This is a genomic window from Scytonema sp. UIC 10036 (assembly GCF_009725235.1).
Window position 1 is genome coordinate 1 of sequence record NZ_WJFC01000078.1, and the last position, 18,390, is coordinate 18,390.

19 protein-coding genes and 1 pseudogene are annotated in these 18,390 nt (G+C 40.7%); 3 read left to right on the top strand and 17 right to left on the bottom strand.

Features of this window, described 5'->3' with window-relative positions; genetic code table 11:
- A pseudogene (locus F7734_RS60920) lies at nt 1-183 on the top strand (hypothetical protein); the annotation flags it as partial.
- 178 nt (nt 184-361) lie between these two features.
- Here F7734_RS60920 and F7734_RS30590 read toward each other — a convergent pair.
- Together F7734_RS30590 and F7734_RS30595 are read right to left on the bottom strand one after the other, a co-directional pair.
- A complete protein-coding gene (locus F7734_RS30590) occupies nt 362-649 on the bottom strand; it encodes a hypothetical protein (RefSeq protein WP_155748337.1) in 288 nt (95 codons plus the stop codon).
- An 816-nt stretch (nt 650-1,465) separates the two neighbouring features.
- On the bottom strand, nt 1,466-2,035 hold the full coding sequence (locus F7734_RS30595) for a DUF2808 domain-containing protein (protein WP_155748338.1): 570 nt from the start codon (nt 2,033-2,035) through the stop codon (nt 1,466-1,468).
- Between the two features lie 272 nt (nt 2,036-2,307).
- Here F7734_RS30595 and F7734_RS30600 point away from each other — a divergent pair, with 272 nt between their 5' ends.
- On the top strand, nt 2,308-2,796 hold the full coding sequence (locus tag F7734_RS30600) for a DUF4149 domain-containing protein (protein ID WP_155748339.1): 489 nt from the start codon (nt 2,308-2,310) through the stop codon (nt 2,794-2,796).
- A gap of 281 nt (nt 2,797-3,077) precedes the next feature.
- Here the strand turns inward: F7734_RS30600 and F7734_RS30605 are convergent, their stop codons facing one another.
- The 5 genes from F7734_RS30605 to F7734_RS30625 all read right to left on the bottom strand — a co-directional run bounded on the left by F7734_RS30605 (nt 3,078) and on the right by F7734_RS30625 (nt 6,433).
- Entirely contained in the window at nt 3,078-3,305 is a 228-nt protein-coding gene (locus F7734_RS30605) for an MbtH family protein (protein ID WP_155748340.1), read from the bottom strand.
- 68 nt (nt 3,306-3,373) lie between these two features.
- Nucleotides 3,374-3,700, bottom strand: a complete 327-nt coding sequence (locus tag F7734_RS30610; RefSeq protein ID WP_155748341.1) for an MbtH domain protein — start codon at nt 3,698-3,700, stop codon at nt 3,374-3,376.
- A gap of 17 nt (nt 3,701-3,717) precedes the next feature.
- Nucleotides 3,718-4,053: a hypothetical protein gene (locus F7734_RS30615; protein ID WP_155748342.1), complete on the bottom strand. Its 336-nt coding sequence runs from the start codon at nt 4,051-4,053 to the stop codon at nt 3,718-3,720.
- Nucleotides 4,054-4,726: 673 nt separating this feature from the next.
- Nucleotides 4,727-5,137 carry a pentapeptide repeat-containing protein gene (locus F7734_RS30620; protein ID WP_155748343.1) on the bottom strand — a complete coding sequence of 137 codons (411 nt, stop codon included), beginning with the start codon at nt 5,135-5,137 and terminating at the stop codon, nt 4,727-4,729.
- Between the two features lie 858 nt (nt 5,138-5,995).
- Complete coding sequence (locus F7734_RS30625; protein ID WP_166482251.1) at nt 5,996-6,433, bottom strand: AAA family ATPase; 438 nt, start codon at nt 6,431-6,433, stop codon at nt 5,996-5,998.
- Nucleotides 6,434-6,539: 106 nt separating this feature from the next.
- Here F7734_RS30625 and F7734_RS30630 point away from each other — a divergent pair, with 106 nt between their 5' ends.
- Entirely contained in the window at nt 6,540-9,572 is a 3,033-nt protein-coding gene (locus tag F7734_RS30630) for a GUN4 domain-containing protein (RefSeq protein ID WP_155748344.1), read from the top strand.
- A gap of 157 nt (nt 9,573-9,729) precedes the next feature.
- Here the strand turns inward: F7734_RS30630 and F7734_RS30635 are convergent, their stop codons facing one another.
- The 10 genes from F7734_RS30635 to F7734_RS30680 all read right to left on the bottom strand — a co-directional run bounded on the left by F7734_RS30635 (nt 9,730) and on the right by F7734_RS30680 (nt 18,183).
- Complete coding sequence (locus F7734_RS30635; RefSeq protein ID WP_347566311.1) at nt 9,730-10,230, bottom strand: transposase; 501 nt, start codon at nt 10,228-10,230, stop codon at nt 9,730-9,732.
- Between the two features lie 480 nt (nt 10,231-10,710).
- Nucleotides 10,711-12,807, bottom strand: a complete 2,097-nt coding sequence (locus F7734_RS30640; RefSeq protein WP_155748346.1) for an acylase — start codon at nt 12,805-12,807, stop codon at nt 10,711-10,713.
- A 91-nt stretch (nt 12,808-12,898) separates the two neighbouring features.
- Nucleotides 12,899-14,038: a PepSY-associated TM helix domain-containing protein gene (locus F7734_RS30645; protein WP_155748347.1), complete on the bottom strand. Its 1,140-nt coding sequence runs from the start codon at nt 14,036-14,038 to the stop codon at nt 12,899-12,901.
- A 25-nt stretch (nt 14,039-14,063) separates the two neighbouring features.
- Nucleotides 14,064-14,366, bottom strand: coding sequence for a hypothetical protein (locus F7734_RS30650; protein WP_207714251.1), 303 nt, complete (start codon nt 14,364-14,366; stop codon nt 14,064-14,066).
- A 350-nt stretch (nt 14,367-14,716) separates the two neighbouring features.
- Nucleotides 14,717-15,436, bottom strand: a complete 720-nt coding sequence (locus F7734_RS30655) for a hypothetical protein (protein ID WP_155748348.1) — start codon at nt 15,434-15,436, stop codon at nt 14,717-14,719.
- Nucleotides 15,437-15,537: 101 nt separating this feature from the next.
- A complete protein-coding gene (gene acpP, locus F7734_RS60925; RefSeq protein WP_166482252.1) occupies nt 15,538-16,206 on the bottom strand; it encodes an acyl carrier protein in 669 nt (222 codons plus the stop codon).
- Nucleotides 16,207-16,221: 15 nt separating this feature from the next.
- Nucleotides 16,222-17,004, bottom strand: a complete 783-nt coding sequence (locus F7734_RS30665; protein ID WP_155748349.1) for a thioesterase II family protein — start codon at nt 17,002-17,004, stop codon at nt 16,222-16,224.
- 203 nt (nt 17,005-17,207) lie between these two features.
- On the bottom strand, nt 17,208-17,435 hold the full coding sequence (locus F7734_RS30670) for an MbtH family protein (protein ID WP_155748350.1): 228 nt from the start codon (nt 17,433-17,435) through the stop codon (nt 17,208-17,210).
- Nucleotides 17,436-17,503: 68 nt separating this feature from the next.
- Nucleotides 17,504-17,830: an MbtH domain protein gene (locus F7734_RS30675; protein ID WP_155748351.1), complete on the bottom strand. Its 327-nt coding sequence runs from the start codon at nt 17,828-17,830 to the stop codon at nt 17,504-17,506.
- A gap of 17 nt (nt 17,831-17,847) precedes the next feature.
- On the bottom strand, nt 17,848-18,183 hold the full coding sequence (locus F7734_RS30680; protein WP_155748352.1) for a hypothetical protein: 336 nt from the start codon (nt 18,181-18,183) through the stop codon (nt 17,848-17,850).
- Nucleotides 18,184-18,390: the final 207 nt, after the last annotated feature.

Here is an 18,390-nt window from a genome sequence, read left to right on the forward strand (position 1 = left end):
AAGATTGAGTCGGCAAGTACTATAATTCGAGCTAAGTTTGGGGCTGAGGTTCTCACGCCACAGATACTCAGTCAACTCGAACAGTTAAACGATCGGCAACTTGATAGTTTTATAGTACTCATGTTTAGTTGGCAACAACCCCTTGAGATGGAGTCATGGCTCTCTGGGAGTGAAAAAGTTTGAACGCTAACCTAAGTGCTTTACTCCTTCATAGAACATTGACATCAGTAAAGTCCGTTTCGCAGCCTTTCTTGAGTGTTGGTAGTCGCCAATCGTCTGTGAGAAAAGTTGAATTTTGATGATAATTTTTTAGATAAACAATTAACGTATCCGCTCAATAAGTTGGGGTAGCTCAAAAAAATTAGAAGTCACCATATGCATCGTAAGCGATCGGGGGGTAGAAGGGCGATTGCCTCCCTTCCGCTTCGCGAACGCCAACTAGGGCAGTATTGGGAGCAAGTGGGCAGAGGTATGAGTGAGAGAAGAGAGTGGGAATATCCTCGTGCGTCAGCGGTGCGATACGCGAAGCGTAACGGCTATACTGCCGAATATTACTATCTATTTTTGGCGGCTGGTTTTTTTCCATACCTAATGATGCTCCCCCGCCTATGTCACACTTGTCAATACCCCCTGAACTGAATCTTGACAATTATTCATCCATCAACCAAGTTGATGAATCATTCATCTCCCTCTGCTCCCCCAGCTCATCTCCCCCTGCATCAAGAGCATCCCACTAGCGAACCCTGCTTGCCTCTTGTTTACACCTGAATCCTTACCTATTGGGTAGTCAGTTTGCTGATGATAAAAAGCAATCGAGTAGTGCTTCTAATACACGAGTCCGATGTTGAGAACCTAGTTGGTTCAAATATGTATCCAGCAAAGAATTAAACTCTGACTCTGTGAATACTGTTTTTTGAGGCAAGAATTTGAGTTGATTAATCCATTTAGTAGGTACACTCATGTAAGAGTGAAAAATACTGTTACAACATCAATACCTTTGCCAATTTACGAGGGTGAGTTGATGACGCTTTCAATATCAACTCGCTGTTCTCTGAGAGTTGGCAAAAACAATAAGTCCTAAAAAAATTCCTTTTAGGTTTCTCACAAGGTATTTTTAACGTATCGACCGCAGTATAAAGGTTTTGACAGTCCAAGCTCTCTTGTCAGCTAAACACTTACATATGGAAAATTTTGTCAGTTTTTGCCAAAATTTTTGTAGGCTTTTATTTTGGCAAAGGTATTGATATGAGGCAAGGGTTTTTAGCGCTTCAACGTTTGATTTTTCAACGAATGAAAACCAACATGACGACCTACCGCAGGGGCGCAAGGCCTTGCGCCCCTACAACTCGAAACGACTATTATTCGTTAGTGCATACCATAGTCAATTTGCACAGTGCGTAGGTTATTGGTCACTGTTCACTGGTCAACTGGTCACTGCTAACTGGTTACTAGTCACTGCTGGCTGTCAATACCATGGAAATATGGAATTAGAAAAGTTATAAAATTGTAACCTTCCATAACCGAGAAATTGACCGTGTGCCTTCTCTCCTGGTGGGAATGCTGTGACTCCAAACAGATAAACTCCTGCAACCGATGGATTTCTTCTCGGCTTCAAGCCTATAGTCACAATTTTACCTGGAGGCAAAGGTGGATCGAAGGTAAGGGAAACTGTTTTTGTTTTGCGATCGCTAGTGGTATCTTTGAGTCCTATCTGTTGTCCTCGTTCGGAACGAGTTCCTTCAAAGGCTTTACTGTCTTTGAGATCGAAGCGTATGTAATCCGCTCCTTCTCGTTGATTAATTGCGATCTTTTGCAGTGGTTCGCCAGCAGTTTCCGGTACGCTGACAGTGAAGTAGTATGTTGCACCCCACACATAAACATCCTTATAAGTTGTCACTACCTCTTCTAGGCGGGGTGGTTGAGTAAAGTAAACCTTACCGTCTCGCAACTGGACAGCTTGACTCAAGTGAGGGGGATAATTACCGATTGCTAGAGTACAAGCAATTGCTGTACTAAGTAAATATGCGACGCGCATTGCTTTTTAAACTTCAAAGAGAGGACAGGCTCTACACCCTGTTTTATAAGAAATTTTACATACACTTAATATGATAGCATTTAGCAACTTCTTGATTCTTCTTAACAAGATGTAAATATCATTAAGAATTTCATCAGAGAAATTACGGTTTAACTTAGGGCAAGGCTCAATTCTTTGTCAGATTGCAAATGATTGTTAAAGATAATTGATACTTGTTGTCAAAATCCTTTGTTAGGATAGACACTGTAAGTATAAACATATGCAATTTTTCTATGAACGCTATTTCTCATGTCGAACTGAAACGACCCATTTGGCAGGCTGTTGCTATGCTGACATTGGGTTTCTGGCTCAGTGCTAGCCTAGTTTTAAGCTGGGTAATTATGCCTAGCTTATATGTAACTGGCATGATGGCTCAGCCCAGTTTTGCATCAGCTGGTTATGCAATCTTCTGGAATTTTAATCGCATTGAGTTACTGTGTGCAAGCCTGGTGTTAGCTAGTGTATTGGCTTTGTGCAATACCCAATCTACGTGGCGTTTGCGTTCAATTGTATTATCAGTGTTACTACTAGCTGTAGCTTTAGTGGATACTTATTTCTTGACCCCACAAATGTCTGCTATTGGTATTCAATTGAATATCTTTGAGACTGTTTTTGAGACTCCAGCAGGTATGAACTTGTTACACGCTGGTTATTGGGTGCTAGAAGCAGTCAAGCTAGTGGCAGGTTGTATGCTGTTAAGCTGGTGTAACAGTGACCAGTGACAGAATAATTCGTAATTCGTAGTTCGTAATTCGTAATTCGTAATTATAAAGTACAACTACGAATTACGAATTGGAGCGAAGCGACTTGACATCTGCAGATAAAGATGTAAGGGTTAGGGTAGGGACAAGTAACACAGGAGTCAGATATTTGTGTGGTGTTCATAATATGCGATCGTCATTAGTCAATTGTCATTAGTCCTTTGTCGTTTGTACTTATACTAGACAAAGGACTAATGACCAATGACTAATGACTCTTGGGTGAATGTACAAGCTTATTTGCGTTATGCCTGACTGCGAGCAGCTGACTCCATCTTTTTCCGAAGACTCAGCGGTCTCATGTCAGTCCAAACTTCTTTGATATAATCGAGACATTCTTGCTTCAAACCACTTTTACCAACATCCTTCCAGCCTAAAGGGTTCTCTCGGTCGGCAGGCCAAATAGAATACTGTTCTTCGTGATTAACCACAACCTTGTAAATTGTCGTGTCTTCTTTGTCGTCTTGATACATATTTACCCTCCTAGCTAATACATTAAAAAACTATCTGCGTCCATCTGCGGTTAATATTCCAAACAATATTATACGTCCACAGGTTCAAGGTGTCCCTTACCTTCCAGTGTCCCCAGGTCAATATCTGCAATACATCTTACTTTCACGTAATTTAGTGTCAAATCACCAACTAGGTGAACCTGACCCTTTTGGTTCTCGAAGTCAGCTTCATTGAAATTAGATGCTTTTGGGTCAAGTCTAACACCTAAATCAGTACCTCCCCTAGTATTCGTGAATTTGATATGAACATATCCACGGTCAATACACTCTTTCAAAGCGGTGGCTGTTTTTTCTGGTCGTATGCTAGCTTCGACAGGATGTTCTCCTTCTGACAATCGTTGTACTAACTCGTTCATGACAATTTCTCCTAATTTCAGGACTCACTTTTTTCTTGACCTGCTGTTGCTTTGACTTGCACTGGTTCATAAACTGGTATCTCAAAAGCAAGGGTCTTGTGGCAAAACTCTTTCCATTCGGGAGTTACATTGTCAAAAATGATATTCTCGTCTTTGAAGATGCCATCTGTGACTACGTAGTTTTCTTGCAGATAGAGAAAGTCATCGTCAGTTAAGAGCCTTCGCTCCTCTACTTCTTTTCCATCAACAAGTTGCTTTTCTTTCCTTGTATTTTCGGTACGCTCTGTCCACTGGCTAAATTCACGTAATTTCTTAAGAGAGTAAGCTTTGCAGTATTTTTCCATTGTTGCCATAGTTTAACCTCAATTTTTACATTATTTAAGACTTGGTTGATATCATGTCCGGAAGCATAACCATAATAAAATCATTGTAGAGACGCGATTAATCGCGTCTCTACGTGATGCGGTAATTATGGGTAATCAACCGGACATGATATGACTCACCAAAACAAACTTATCAGAGCGATCGCTTGAATGCATATGTGACAATAGCTATACTTTGAACGTAGTGCTTTGATTGCAATGTGTGTAAGCAGAACCGCTTCTGTTGTTACAGTTGATGTGAATTCTTCGGCATTGCTGGTTCTATGTGTTGATTACAAGACCGCAAAATTGAGTCTGTTTGCGTGATGGCAATTTTTCCAGTTATTTCACCATTCTATATTAATACAAGTCTGTAGCAATTATCAAGAGACTCTTAATAAATATTCGCTGTTAATCCGTCAGTAATTGCCTGGGTTTTCATAGACTAGTCTATCTTTTGGTAGATGCTAAATGTTGTTTTTTGAGAAAATTGTATTCGACTAAACATCGCTCGTGGTACTATTGTGCTTAATGAAATGAAGTATTAATTACCCGGAACGAGTTCTTCAGGCTGTGTTTTGGCTATTAGCGTTTTAACTGGCGAGTTGCCAAATGTTCGTGGTACACAGTAGGTTGACACTGTTGGCGAAATATTTCTTAACATTTAATGGATGGGAAAACCCGAAATTGGACCTTCAGCTTTCAGAGTGTGTTTTGTTTCTCTTGTTAACCCAGTACATTTGCTGAATAAAGCTTCCCGCACGATTGCCCCATCAAAGTTAACGTCAGTTAAGTCGGTACCCGTAAAATCAGCTTTTTGGAAATCGCAACCATGAAGGTCAGCACCACGTAGGTTAACCCTTCTCATATCTGTGCTAAAAAAATCAGCACCACGCATATTTGCATTACTTAAGTTTGCTTGAGCAAGCTTAGCATTTTGGAAATTTGACTCCTGCAAGTCGCAATTGCTAAAGTCGCACCCTATTAACTGTGCTTCTATGAAGGAGTAATGGCTAAGAATTTGATTTTGCCAGATTTTTCCATTTAACCTTTGGCGAGAGAAATCAGTAGTCATGGATGCTCACAATTCCTTTAAGATTTTTGTATGAAAAGTAAAGATTGAGAGCAGTCTACTCACAAAGGCTTGAGACGAAGAGTGAGTGTGTTAATCTCAAATTATATACGAAACTGGGCTCTGCCTTGGAGTTGATCTGCTGAATGCGTAATTCATGGCGGAGTTTTTATTAACTAGAGTCCATAATGACTTTCAAGATTGTATTAATAGATTCGTGTTCATCTCAAAAACCTTTTAGGCTTGTAGTAGTCATTGGTAAAGCAGGGCTAGTGAATAGAGAATCATGATGACATTTAATAGTAGTTTCTGAGAAAAGGGAGTCCGTTCTGATTTATTAAGCGGGTAACTCGCCTAAATTAATTATGCAGATACTATTTCCGGATTTACATGAATTTCATATAAATCTTTAAAAAGAATGTATAAAATAAAGCTAGCTTCATAAAACTAATGTAGCATTTTTAATATTTTTTCCTAGTATAAAAACAAAATATTTTTTCAAAAATATAAAGATTAGTTCACATCAGTCACCATTTTGCCACTAAAAATAAGGCTTTCTGAATTTTATTTTTTTTTCATTAAATATAACCCTCATTGTTTAAGTGAAATCACTGTTTTTGCTTTTGTCAAATTAATGCTAAGTAAAAACTTAAGGGTTAGGTGGCAATTGTAAAGCTAATTTTGGACTACTGACATCAAGTTTAAAGTTAACTTTATAAATAATTTCTACAAAAGCTTTTTTAAAAGCTAATAACTTTGTTGTTATTTTTTAGAACACATAAAATCATATTATGGTGTGATTTCGATCGCAGTGATGAGGTGAAGTTATTTGTTCAAAAACACCTTTTATTGATTAATTTTTTATTTGAGTTTTTTTGATTGCGAACAAAAAATTGTATGAAGGCACAGTCGTGCATAGATTCCATCTATTAGCACAAAATCATATTGGCTCAGTACGGGTGTGATCGCTTTTTTGAGTAGCATCTCCCGACCAGGACGACCGGATATTGGGATTTCCTCTTCTGCCAGCAAAATGTTAGATGGCACCACATCTACACCGCTATCAGTTGTAACCACCACTTGTGCTATCGGTGTCTTGTGCTGCAAAACATCCTTTAGCTGAAAATCTAACTGCCAAATGGGAATCCCCAAGGCTGCACTAGCATTTCCTTGCGGGTCGATATCTACAAGCAACACCCTTCTCTTTTTAAACTTGACCAGACCCACAGCCAAGTTGTAAGCGGTAGTCGATTTCGCCACCCCTCCCTTCATGTTAAAAATAGCCAGTTTTTGGGTCACGCTTGCAACGGTATCTGCTACTTTCCCGTAAGTGCATAATAGAGTTTTACTTGCACTTATACAATATTAGGCTTAATATACACGCTTAGTTACTTGCCTAGATCCTATGCAAAAATTTATCAATGCTTGGCTGCTACCGCTGTTATTGATATCAAGCAATGGTGTCTTGGGTTGGCTGATTAATCAATTGCCTAGCAAACCAGAAAACATTTCCCCTTCTGTAATAATTAGCTTGACGGTTATATGTATAGTAGTACAGTTTATTATTACCTTACTATCTAGTAATGCTCAGCAAAATTCAACGTCATCTATAAATCAAAATAATTGGGTTGGTGGTTTGTTACCCTTGCTAGGAGGTGTAATACTAGCTGTACCGCTTTCTCTCAAGCTAGTACCAGCAGAATTGACTACAGCTTTTTCTTATGTATCAATGATATTGTTTGGGTTAGGGGCGATATTACCACCTGTGTTAATTCTACCACTATCATGGCGAAAGTGGTTGGTATGGCTTTTCCCTGGTGTGGGGCTTTTTACTACAGTTCATTTTATTCTTAAACAGCAATCAATTGCTGCAATTGTGTCTTTGTTTTTAACTGGTATTGTAATACTTTTAATTGCTGCTCAAGAGTTTTTCAAGCAGTTAATACGTGAAGTCTCAACTATTTGGAGTGAATGGCAAAGGCAGGGAGCAGTTAGCGTTGCAGCTTTGTTCAAGAGTAAAGTCGAAGACTGGTGGTCAGAATTAACCTCACCATTTAAGCGTGAATATTACCAAGCTTTATACGAAAAATGCCGGGACTATGAAACACAGGGATTAGATAAAGACAGTATTCTAAACTTGTACAACGTTTTTGTACCACTTAAGATTAGCGCCAAAGATGCTGTATTGGCAAACTCATTAATTATTCCACAGTCACAGTTGCAGAGTGAAGCAAAGAATCATAAAGAAAAGCAAATTTGGGATTTTTTAGCAGCTACAAGTCACGGTTCTATATTTCGACCTCTGGTAATACTGGGCGCACCTGGTTCGGGGAAAACGACTCTTCTGAGACATTTAACTCTCATTTATGCAACTCAGCAAGACCGAAAAGTACATCCACAACCACCAAAGCTAATTCCCATTTTATTATATTTTAAAGATGTACATCAAGAAATTGTTGCTAAAAAAACACCTTTAGCAACGTTAATTACTGAATATGTAAAGCAGCAACGAAAGATAAAACCACTTAACCCACCTGATAATTGGTTTAAAAATAAACTAGAGAAAAACCAATGTTTGGTAATGCTGGATGGGTTGGATGAAGTGGCGAATGAACAAGAGCGTGAAAAAGTGCGGGATTGGGTAGATGAACAAATAGAGGCATATCCCAATACTGCTTTTATCTTAACTTCTCGACCTTTTGGCTACAAAACTGCACCATTACAACAACAGGTAACAGTCTTAGAAGTGCAACCCTTCAACTTGTTACAAATTCAATATTTCATTCGTAGCTGGTATTTAGAAACAGAGATTCGGAGTCGTGCTGGACAATATGATTTGGGAGTGCAGGAAGATGCCAGACAACAATCTGAAGATTTAATTAATCGGATTAACAAGACCCCTTCTATCGCAGCGATGGCGGTAAATCCTTTACTATTGACGATGATTGCCACGGTTCATCGGCGTGGTAGTGCCTTGCCAGGAAAACGGGTAGACCTTTACAAAGAAATTTGTCAAGTTTTATTAGAAAAACGACAGAGAGCTAAGAAAATACCAGATCCACTAATAGCTACCCAAAAGCAGGCTGTATTGCAAGTATTAGCATTGAAATTAATGCAGGAAAATACTAAAAAATTTGATATGCCTCAGGGAATCCATTGGATAGAAAACAGGTTAGCAACTGTAGCTGGTAAAGGGTTAAGACCAGAAGATTTTTTCAAACAGATTCGTGATGTTAGTGGACTGTTAGTGGAGAAGGAGTTAAACGAATACGAGTTTGCTCATTTAAGCTTTCAGGAATATTTAGCAGCCGTTGAAATTAAAGAATCTAAACAGGAAGATTTATTAATCGCAAATATTAATGATTCTTGGTGGGCTGAAACTATTCGTCTTTATGCGGCTCAGAGTAATGCCACTGAACTTCTTCGTGCATTTTTAGCGTTCCCATCTCCATCAGTTGAGATTATGGCACTTGCTTATGATTGTAAAGAAGAGTGTTTAGGAGCCGATTCAGATGTTCAAGAAAATTTGATACAAAGGCTTGAAGAAGGATTAGAATCAACCAATCCTGAGATATTTAAATTAGCATCTCAGGTAAGATTAGCACGTCGATTAAAAAATATGTTCCGGTTGGATGAACAATTAGAAATTGATAATAGTTACATAACTTGTGCAGAATATCAACTTTTTCTTGATGAAACAGGAGAGTCTAGTCAACCTCAACACATACCGAGATTAAGATTTGCTGCCGGAGATGCCAAAAAAACGATTATAGGAATCAGTTGGGAAAACGCACATAAATTTTGTGCTTGGCTAAAAAGTCAAGGATTTGGTAATCAGCAAGGGGAATTTTCAGCATATTATAGACTCCCAACGGAAAAAGAAAGAACGGATCATCCTCTCCGTGATAAGCAACAGCTTTCAAAAAGTGGAATTCGTTTAGTTAGACAATCAATACCATTAAAATACAATGAATTGGCTGATTATTTGTGGAACGGAAAATGGAAAGAAGCTGATTTGGAAACAGCTATGATAATAGCCAATATGTCAGCAGAAGGTTCTTTGAATGAAGAAGACTTCGGCATCATTGACGATCTGTGGGTGAATGCTAGCAATGGGCGCATTGGTTTTAGTATTCAAAAGTCTATTTATCAAAAAAAAGGTGGTAGATTAGAATATAAAAAGAAAATATTTGAAGACTTTAGTATTGAGGTGGGTTGGCAAAAAGCAGGAAGATGGTTGGGTGAAGATGAATTAAGCTATGATGTTCACAATTCTCGTATTGGACACCTCCCAGCACTGGCGTTTGCATTCGTGCTTAAGGGGTTTCCGATGAATTTTGGTTGTTGGGATGGCTTGGAGAAAAGATTGGAGGAAGAGAAGAAAAAGAAGTTTAATTTTAAGTATAACATTATAACTAACTATCGAGAATATCATTGAACAATAGTCAGAACAAAACCAAAACGAAAACAAATTAATTTGTCTGCCCAAATACTATAGCAGATAAGCCTTACAGTCGTTTGTAACAATATTTTTCCAAAAGCACTTTCTACGAAAACATAAGCATTTCACCAATTTCGATACCTGGCACCGCTCATTAAAAATTATCAAACAACTGTGCAGCTACTTTAGGGTCATAACAGTTTGCCATGACAAACTTTTCTGCCACTGCTTGAACTTCTGTGGTAAAAGGTTCCCAATCATCCCAAGGTAATCGCATCTGCCCTGGCGATGTCTTTTTCTTCTTCCCCTTTTCCTTTATCACTTTGGGCAACAATTTACTTCCCCAGTGATAACTCTTTTCTGTTTTCGGTTGTGGTTTATATTTTTTACAAAATCCCCGATATTTAGCGGCGCATTCTTCTAATGATTTCCCCAAAGATAAAAATGCTGGATGCCATTGGGTGATACCATCATCAGTTAGCCTATCGTGCATTCCGTAGTTACTGAAATCATAAAAAAATCCTGACTGCATTCCCGATGCTTTAGGATTACAATGAATATACCTGAGGGTATTTAATGCTCTAGTATAATCGCTCTTTTCAAATCCGCTACTGTGATATCGCTTTTCCCAAAAATGACCAGTTCTATTCAGCATTCGATTAAAACACATGGCGGTATACCAGTTAATCCAATGCATAATTTTTGGGAGGTCTTCTGGTATAGCTGGCTCAATTAAATAGGGGTGTGAGTAGCATTCGCGCAGAAAACCGGGATAAGCTATGTTACATAAGTACTATTAAAGTAATCAAACGCTTAAAACATTATTGTATCGTTGGGTAGTTACGAGATTAAGTTAAAAATCAACTGCTTAGGCTAACGGTTGAATCCTTACTAGATTTGGTTTTCGAGCTTAACCCGGTTTTCTGGTCGCCTGCTACTCACTACCCAATACAAGTGCTCGCGAACGACTGGCATTGGAAGAACTGGCAGCTTGTGTTGGCTTATGTCATCAGGCAATGATTGCGGTCATCAATGGGCAATAAGTGGGTAGGCAGTTATAAACAATTGTGCGATCGCGCTCTTGAAATGCGATCGCACAAGCTTATTTTAAAATTGACCAATGTCAATGTCCGATTTAAAACATCTTGCGCTCTTCTAAATGGGCAAGGATCTCTTGACGCTCGCGCCACACCGGACGCAATTGTTTATTGACAAATATTGCTAACTGGTCGCCTACATGAGGTGAACCTGGTTGAGTGGCATTGCCATAGCTAGTGAGCGCCATTGCTCGTACTGGTTGCGAAAATTCAATTGCAGCAACAAAGGAATCACCCGCGACGGCTTGAAAGCGATCTTCTGAAGCAGGCGCAAAATCAAGGGCGCGGAAAATACCGAGATTTCCCGAACCACCATTAGCAGGCAAATTTTTGTTGCTTACCACTAGCCGAAAAACATCTCCCCAAGCTACATCTAGCGACCCGTATGTCTTTTCCACTTTGGCAGCAACAGCTTCTAGTGTTGCGACGGCACTCTTGGGATCGGCTAAACCGTCAGGAGTGGTGAGTGGAAAGTTTTCATTCCAGGGTTTGCTAAAGGTTTTATCCCAGTCAATCTGTTCTGCCCAAGCAGCGAAAAGGACTGCGCCTTTGCTATCTGCATTTGCTTGTCGATCCCAGAATTCTAAAACTTCGGCGGCTCGGAGTGCTAATTCACTTCCTTGCTTCCGAGCCGCAGGAATGAGGTCATCCAGTATCCGATCTGCCAGTTCCATGCGAGTCGAATGTTTGTATTCCACCATTTCATCGAACGTGATTTTGTCATCCTCAAAGAGCATCCGGGTCGAACGTTGAGCTCGAAAATCCATGAAGCGAGGTGCTATGTAGGAAGGGTAGTCATCTGCTTTAATAGCGGTGGGAAATGTTGTAGTCCATGGTGGGTCATTCGTGTTTTGTAACCAACCACTTTGTGGATCGACAATACGTGGCAAATCTTTGTAGGGATGAATTTTTGTCCATAACGTTTTAGAAGTGTCACCGGGAATAATTCCTTGCCAATATTCAAAATCGCCCTTTTTGCGAATAGGAACTTGACCGTTGAACAGATGCATGATATGTCCATCTCTATCTGCATACATCACCGTGAACATAGGCAGTTGCAGGCGTTGGAGGGCAGTTTCAAATTGTTTGAGGTTTTGAGAGCGTGCCATATCCCACCACTGCTCCAACACACCAGGTCGGTCAAGACCAACAACGCGCAATGCTATGGCTTTGCCGTCTTTTTCTGACACCACAGGTCCGTGTATAGACTGTTTCACGACTAAGGGTTGGTCGAGTAGGCTGCCGTCTTTCTGCTTGACCTTCACCGAAAGGGTTGTTGTCTCAAAAGAACGAACTTTATTATCGAAGCGATAACCTTTGTCAACAAGTTTAAGTTCGTAAGTATCCCAGCCATCGAAAGTGTTGACGGTGTGAGTCCAGCCCAAATTATCGTTGAATGCGATCGTTAACACCGGAATTCCAACAAGTGTCGCTCCATACGCATTAATACCTGGAGCAGTTATTTGTGCTTCATACCATAAGAATAAATCTGACCAAGGTAAGTGGGGGTTTGCAAGTAGCATAGCCTTGCCAGTTGCAGAACGCGAGGGTGCGATCGCCCACCCATTAGACCCTGGCTTTGATTCTTCCTTGGCAACACCTGCAACCTGTTCTGGATTGACAACAAAAGTAAAATGTAGGACTCGATGAAGGTGAGCTAGAACATCTTCTCCCTTCACTGGCAACACGACTTCTACCTCGTCGTCAAGCTTATCTCCATGTTCCCGTGCATAAGCATTAATGCCAGCAGCAAAGGCATCTAGGTAGCTACGAAACGTGGGACTCTGTAAAGAGTACCAAGAACGAGCGCGTTCTGGAACTCCTGCAGTCAACACCCAACGGTCTGACTCTAGATATTCTTCTCCCCAATATTCAGCAGCGCGTCCCCGTGCTTGTCCGTAAAGACGCAAAAGCAAGTTACCATGACTTTGCATCTGCGCCCAACCAAAGGCTTGAAATGCATTTGAGCCATTTTTGCCGTAAATGTGGGGTATACCATAAGTATCCCAGAGTATTTCAGTGGATGCCACTTGTGCGGAAGTTTGACACCCCATAACTAGAGCAAAGACAAGACCGACTACAAATGATAAGAGTCGGAATGATTTTTTTCTGAAAGCGTTGTGTAAATAGCCCATATTTTAATGATTAGAATTCATTATTTGTTGAATGGGATCGTAAGGATTAGCTTTGCGCTGTCAGTCAATTCAGCATCTCGGCGCTCTAGGCTCAAAGTCGCTTTGATAATTCTGTAACACGATTGGGGCTACTAAGTTTTTTCCAATAGCGATAACGATACATTACTATACCACTGAGAAAAAGAATCCAAGGCGTAAAACCAATGAATACATAAAGAACGCGGGATGGTAAACCGCCAAATGTGCCGAAGTGCAATGGGATAAAAGAGTCCAAAATCTTTTCGCCTAATGGTGCTTCCAGCGCGTTTTTCAGTCTTACTACTTCACCAGTGTATTGATCGAGATAAACCTGGCTGAGACCATACTTCCAGCTTTCCTGAGGCAGTTTTTTGATTGTTCCGAAAGCATCTTCTGGTTTTTTTGGTGGCAAAACGTAAGTCGTGACTGCATTTGGTAAAGCCATATCTGCTTTTTGCAACAGTTGTGAGAGGCTCAGCGGTGCTTTGCCTGCAATGGGTTTGGAAACAGGGTTTGGTAGATTGGGAGTGAAGGTGAGAGCGTAAATTATCGGTTGGCTAAATTCATAATAATTAAAACAGAATCCAGTGAAGCCAGTAATCGCAAGAAAAGCTGCTGCTATGATACCTATCACTTTATGGATGTCAAAATTCACACGTTTTGGGTGTGCTGTAAACTTCATCTTAAAACCAGCAATCAACCGCAGCCAACCAGGCCAGAGAATGATACCCGTAATACTAAGAAAGAATAACAGAAGACCTACCACTCCAAGAATTTGCTGTCCAGTTTTACCTGCTAAGAGTTGGTAGTGTAATTTGAGTGCCAGCGATGTGAGAGTATTATCGTGTATGCGACTTCCCATGATGGCACCCGTATATGGGTTGACGATAACTTCTGTAGATTCACCTTCTGGAAAACTAAGGATGACCTGGTAAGGAACATCCGGTTTTGGCAGTTTGCGGATGAAATCAACTTTGAGTTCGGAATAATTGCTGTAAGCCGCCTTAACGGTATCTAACACTTGTGGGAAGGATATTTGTTGTCCTTGAGGAATCACATACCCCATCTGGTGATTCAGCAGAAAATGGTCAATTTCATCTTCAAACACCAACAAACTACCTGTTAAGCCAACAAACACTAACAGTAATCCCACAACTAAGCCAATGTAGCGGTGGAGATGAAAAGCTAAGGAACGTAATTTGAGTTGTTTCATGGTACATACTTCTGTTGGGTTTGGGTTAAAACTCAATCGCAATTGTTCCCAGAACAGAAAATGGCACACCAGGCAGCACGAATAACATTTGGGCGCTCTTGAGTGGGTGCTCTATCTCACTTAAAAGCCGAATCTTTCTAGTCGCCTCAACTGGCTGCGCTTTTGTCACTAGAGGTGCTTGTCGAGCATAACCCACACTCTTGTCAATAGGTTCTGTACTATTTTTCGGTTTAATTGATAATATTTCCTCACTTTTCGCAGGATATGTGACCAATACCACAATCGCGCCACTCAGCAACAGATTGGGAACAAGTTGCCTTAATTTCATGATTTTTCTTTGAACTCCATCACGCCACTGAATCTGCAGCTGGTTACGCAAGCAGAATAGAGATTATTGAAAATGATTTGCACACCCGAAAGCAAGCTTATAAAACGACAACAAATAAAAATTTACAGAATTTGAGGAAATTTAACCCAATTCTGACGACTTATTATCATTATTTAATTTACTGGTTTGGTTGGAGGTTTACAGTATATACTGTAAACGGCTAACAACTGTTCTTTCTCGGAATGGTTTGTGCATTTGTAGGGGCGCAATCCCTTGCGCCCCTACGAGTTTTTGACAACTTTTGGAAAGTTAGATTCTAAACCGTTTTTGGTATAAGTACTCAACAATACCTATTGCCCGTTGATAAAGGTAATCATTGCTTGGGGGGATAAACTGACACAGGCTGCTAGTTCTTCCAATGCTAAGCGTTCTTGTGCGCTCGCACTTAGCATTTGAGTTGCAGCGGCAACATAATCAGGATTGGCAAGATGATTAATACTTTGGAGAGCGGTTGTTTGAGAATGGAGACTGGCAATGCTACGGTTCTGTGTGAACTTTTGTATTCGGTAAGCGGCAATTATTGTGGCTTGACGGGCTTGGAGATAAGCAACGTAGGATTTCACAACGGCGACTCGTATTTTTTGCTTGGCTTCATTCCAACGAGCTTTTATGACTCTTAGTTGCTGAGCAGTTCTGATGAGTTTAATTGGATCGATTGTGACGTTGAAGGATAAACCGCGTTCACGTGATGAGACATCGGGTGATGTAAAATTTGAGGTGGTTTGATAGGATGACAATTCTATGGACACGACGTCTCCAAATGCATTCAATCCCATTGCAGCTTTTGTCTCCTGCACAGAGGCAGAGTTGCGTTGGGCAATAGCAACTAACTGCTCGATAATTTTGAGGTCTCGTTGTGTCATCTCGATTTGAAGAGGTTCTAGTTTCTTAATGTCTTCGGGCTTCTCTTCGGATGCAATAGTAGGAAAAGAACTACCGACAAATGTGACGGTAAGGAGAATCATGAAACTCCGCATGCAAACTCTTAAGAGCCGTTCTGCAATCGCCATACAGGTTGACTTAATTTAATGCGCCAGCTATTCTTTAGGACTCGCTTCCATTTTTATGATTCTGCTCAACGATAAAATTTGTGACCTAGGGCAAATGCAATCTAATCAATCAGTTCACAGCCATACTTCAGATTAGGAATTTCTAACTGAGAAGCACATTCTGAAAAAGTAACCTTCTGACTAATATAATTGACAAGTTTTTGTACAGTCGAAGTCTCCTTAGCAACTTCATCATTAATTTGACTGTTGAAAGCTTTCTCCAAAACCACAACCAGTTCCAACATATCCAATGAATCTGCCCCTAAGTTCAGAGCAAAATTTGATGTTAAGCTGACTTGGTTCTGCTCGATCCCCAGTTGCTCTGCGACTATGACTTGCAATTTTTCAAAAATTCTCCGGTTTTTAAATTGGCTAAGTTGAATGGCTGTATCCATTCCTACGATTAACTCAATGATTTCTTCTAATACTACAACAATGCGCTGAAATTGCTGAATATCTTTACGAGAAAGAGAGCAACCTTGGTGAGATTGCAGCCACTTAAGACAAATCTGATACTCTCCCAAACGGAAGTTCCAGACATCCATTGGTATGCCTTCAAAGTACTGTGTTTGGTTAATCCAAACAAGCCCTTTGCTCGCACTTTGCTCCGGCAAGGTGTAGCGCACTGTCTCAACTTTATTGTCCCCAGTGATGAGATATCTGGTAACCATTGGGACGTGTTTGTGGAATAATGAGGTGAGTTGGAAAAACTTGAGATGTTTAGCCGACATCCTCTTACCCCTGAGTTAAGGAGATTGACAACTTATTTCACTCGTAATCCGGTGTATTTCTCGGGAAAGAGACTGTAGCAGAAGTGATTGGGCTGAGTGCAGAAAGAAATGGTCTCCAGAAAACATTTGCCTAGAGAAAGTAGCGTTTGTTTGCTCTTGCCAAGCTTGGAGTTCCGAGCCACTAACTTCTTCATCCTGTAAACCACCAAAGGCAGTGATGGGGCAGTCGAGGGTGGACGCAGGGGTATAAATGTAAGTTTCGTGGGCGGCAAAATCTGCCCGCAGGATAGGGATAAGTAGCTGCATCAGTTCGGGACTCTCTAGGACTGCTTTGGGCGTACCGTTGAGGCGACGCAGTTCTTCTATAAACTCAGGTTCCGTTAGAGCGTGGATGGGTGGCTTTCGGTCAGGGATTTGAGGAGCGCGACGACCGGATACAAACAGGTGAATTGGACTGATATTATATTCCCTGCGGAGTAAACGGGCAAGCTCAAAGCTAATAAGCGCACCCATGCTATGACCGAAGAAGGCGAATGGTTTGTCTAAATGTGGAAGGAGGACGGGAGCTAGATCCTCAATCAAGGGTTCTAGCCGTGACAAAGGAGTTAGCTTCATCAGAATTCCTCGTCCAGGAAGTTCGATAGGACAAACTTCGACAGTCTTGGGTAGGCTGTTAAACCATGGACGAAAAATCAGAGAACTACCCCCTGCGTAGGGAAAGCAGAATAAACGCAGGGAGGCTTGAGGGTTAGGGTAGGGACAAGTAACACAGGAGTCAGATATTTGTGTGGTGTTCATAATATGTGATCGTCATTAGTCATTGGTCAAAAGTCCTTTGTCTAGTTACAGCTATTTTCAGGTAAATAGACCACAGATGTAGGGGCGCAAGGCATTGCGCCCTGACAAAGGGTATGGTTCATTTAGGTGAAAACTGCTGTAAGTACAAACGACTGTGGACTTTTGACCAATGACTCTTCAGTAAATGAGCAAGCTGATTTGCGTTATGCTTGAGTGCGAGCTGCTTCCTCCATCTTTTTCCGAAGACTCAGCGGTCTCATGTCAGTCCAAACTTCTTTGATATAATCTAAACATTCTTGCTTCAAACCACTTTTACCAACATCCTTCCAGCCTAAAGGGTTCTCTCGGTCGGCAGGCCAAATAGAATACTGTTCTTCGTGATTAACCACAACCTTGTAAATTGTCGTGTCTTCTTTGTCGTCTTGATACATATTTACCCTCCTAGCTAATACATTAAAAAACTATCTGCGTCCATCTGCGGTTAATATTCCAAACAATATTATACGTCCACAGGTTCAAGGTGTCCCTTACCTTCCAGTGTCCCCAGGTCAATATCTGCAATACATCTTACTTTCACGTAATTTAGTGTCAAATCACCAACTAGGTGAACCTGACCCTTTTGGTTCTCGAAGTCAGCTTCATTGAAATTAGATGCTTCTGGGTCAAGTCTAACACCTAAATCAGTCCCTCCCCTAGTATTCGTGAATTTGATATGAACATATCCACGGTCAATACATTCTTTCAAAGCAGTGGCTGTTTTTTCTGGTCGTAAGCTTGCTTCGACAGGATGTTCTCCTTCTGACAATCGTTGTACTAACTCGTTCATGACAATTTCTCCTAATTTTAGGACTCACTTTTTTCTTGGTCTGCTGTTGCTTTGACTTGCACGGGTTCATAAACTGGAATCTCAAAAGCAAGGGTCTTGTGGCAAAACTCTTTCCATTCGGGAGTTACATTGTCAAAAATGATATTCTCGTCTTTGAAGATGCCATCTGTGACTACGTAGTTTTCTTGCAGATAGAGAAAGTCATCGTCAGTTAAGAGCCTTCGCTCCTCTACTTCTTTTCCATCAACAAGTTGCTTTTCTTTCCTTGTATTTTCGGCACGCTCTGTCCACTGGCTAAATTCACGTAATTTCTTAAGAGAGTAAGCTTTGCAGTATTTTCCCATTGTTGCCATAGTTTAACCTCAATTTTTACATTATTTAAGACTTGGTTGACTCACCAAAACAAGCTTATCAGAGCGAGCGCTTGAATGCATATGTGACAATAGCTATACTTTGAGCGTAGTGCTTTGATTGCAATGTGTAAGCAGAACCGCTTCTCTCGTTACAGTTTGTGTGAATTCTTCGGCATTGCAGGAGCTATGTGTTCATGACAAGAGCAC

Excerpts from the sequence above, each read along its gene's own strand:
- F7734_RS30595 (WP_155748338.1), bottom strand. The coding sequence starts at position 2,035 with ATGCGCGTCGCATATTTACTTAGTACAGCAATTGCTTGTACTCTAGCA.
- F7734_RS30680 (WP_155748352.1), bottom strand. The coding sequence starts at position 18,183 with ATGGCAACAATGGGAAAATACTGCAAAGCTTACTCTCTTAAGAAATTA.
- F7734_RS30670 (WP_155748350.1), bottom strand. The coding sequence starts at position 17,435 with ATGTATCAAGACGACAAAGAAGACACGACAATTTACAAGGTTGTGGTT.
- F7734_RS30655 (WP_155748348.1), bottom strand. The coding sequence starts at position 15,436 with ATGGCGATTGCAGAACGGCTCTTAAGAGTTTGCATGCGGAGTTTCATG.
- F7734_RS30620 (WP_155748343.1), bottom strand. The coding sequence starts at position 5,137 with ATGACTACTGATTTCTCTCGCCAAAGGTTAAATGGAAAAATCTGGCAA.
- F7734_RS30665 (WP_155748349.1), bottom strand. The coding sequence starts at position 17,004 with ATGAACACCACACAAATATCTGACTCCTGTGTTACTTGTCCCTACCCT.
- F7734_RS30650 (WP_207714251.1), bottom strand. The coding sequence starts at position 14,366 with ATGAAATTAAGGCAACTTGTTCCCAATCTGTTGCTGAGTGGCGCGATT.
- F7734_RS30600 (WP_155748339.1), top strand. The coding sequence starts at position 2,308 with ATGAACGCTATTTCTCATGTCGAACTGAAACGACCCATTTGGCAGGCT.
- F7734_RS30645 (WP_155748347.1), bottom strand. The coding sequence starts at position 14,038 with ATGAAACAACTCAAATTACGTTCCTTAGCTTTTCATCTCCACCGCTAC.
- F7734_RS30605 (WP_155748340.1), bottom strand. The coding sequence starts at position 3,305 with ATGTATCAAGACGACAAAGAAGACACGACAATTTACAAGGTTGTGGTT.
- F7734_RS30610 (WP_155748341.1), bottom strand. The coding sequence starts at position 3,700 with ATGAACGAGTTAGTACAACGATTGTCAGAAGGAGAACATCCTGTCGAA.
- F7734_RS30640 (WP_155748346.1), bottom strand. The coding sequence starts at position 12,807 with ATGGGCTATTTACACAACGCTTTCAGAAAAAAATCATTCCGACTCTTA.
- F7734_RS30635 (WP_347566311.1), bottom strand. The coding sequence starts at position 10,230 with ATGCTGAATAGAACTGGTCATTTTTGGGAAAAGCGATATCACAGTAGC.
- F7734_RS30615 (WP_155748342.1), bottom strand. The coding sequence starts at position 4,053 with ATGGCAACAATGGAAAAATACTGCAAAGCTTACTCTCTTAAGAAATTA.
- F7734_RS30675 (WP_155748351.1), bottom strand. The coding sequence starts at position 17,830 with ATGAACGAGTTAGTACAACGATTGTCAGAAGGAGAACATCCTGTCGAA.
- F7734_RS30630 (WP_155748344.1), top strand. The coding sequence starts at position 6,540 with ATGCAAAAATTTATCAATGCTTGGCTGCTACCGCTGTTATTGATATCA.
- acpP (WP_166482252.1), bottom strand. The coding sequence starts at position 16,206 with ATGTCGGCTAAACATCTCAAGTTTTTCCAACTCACCTCATTATTCCAC.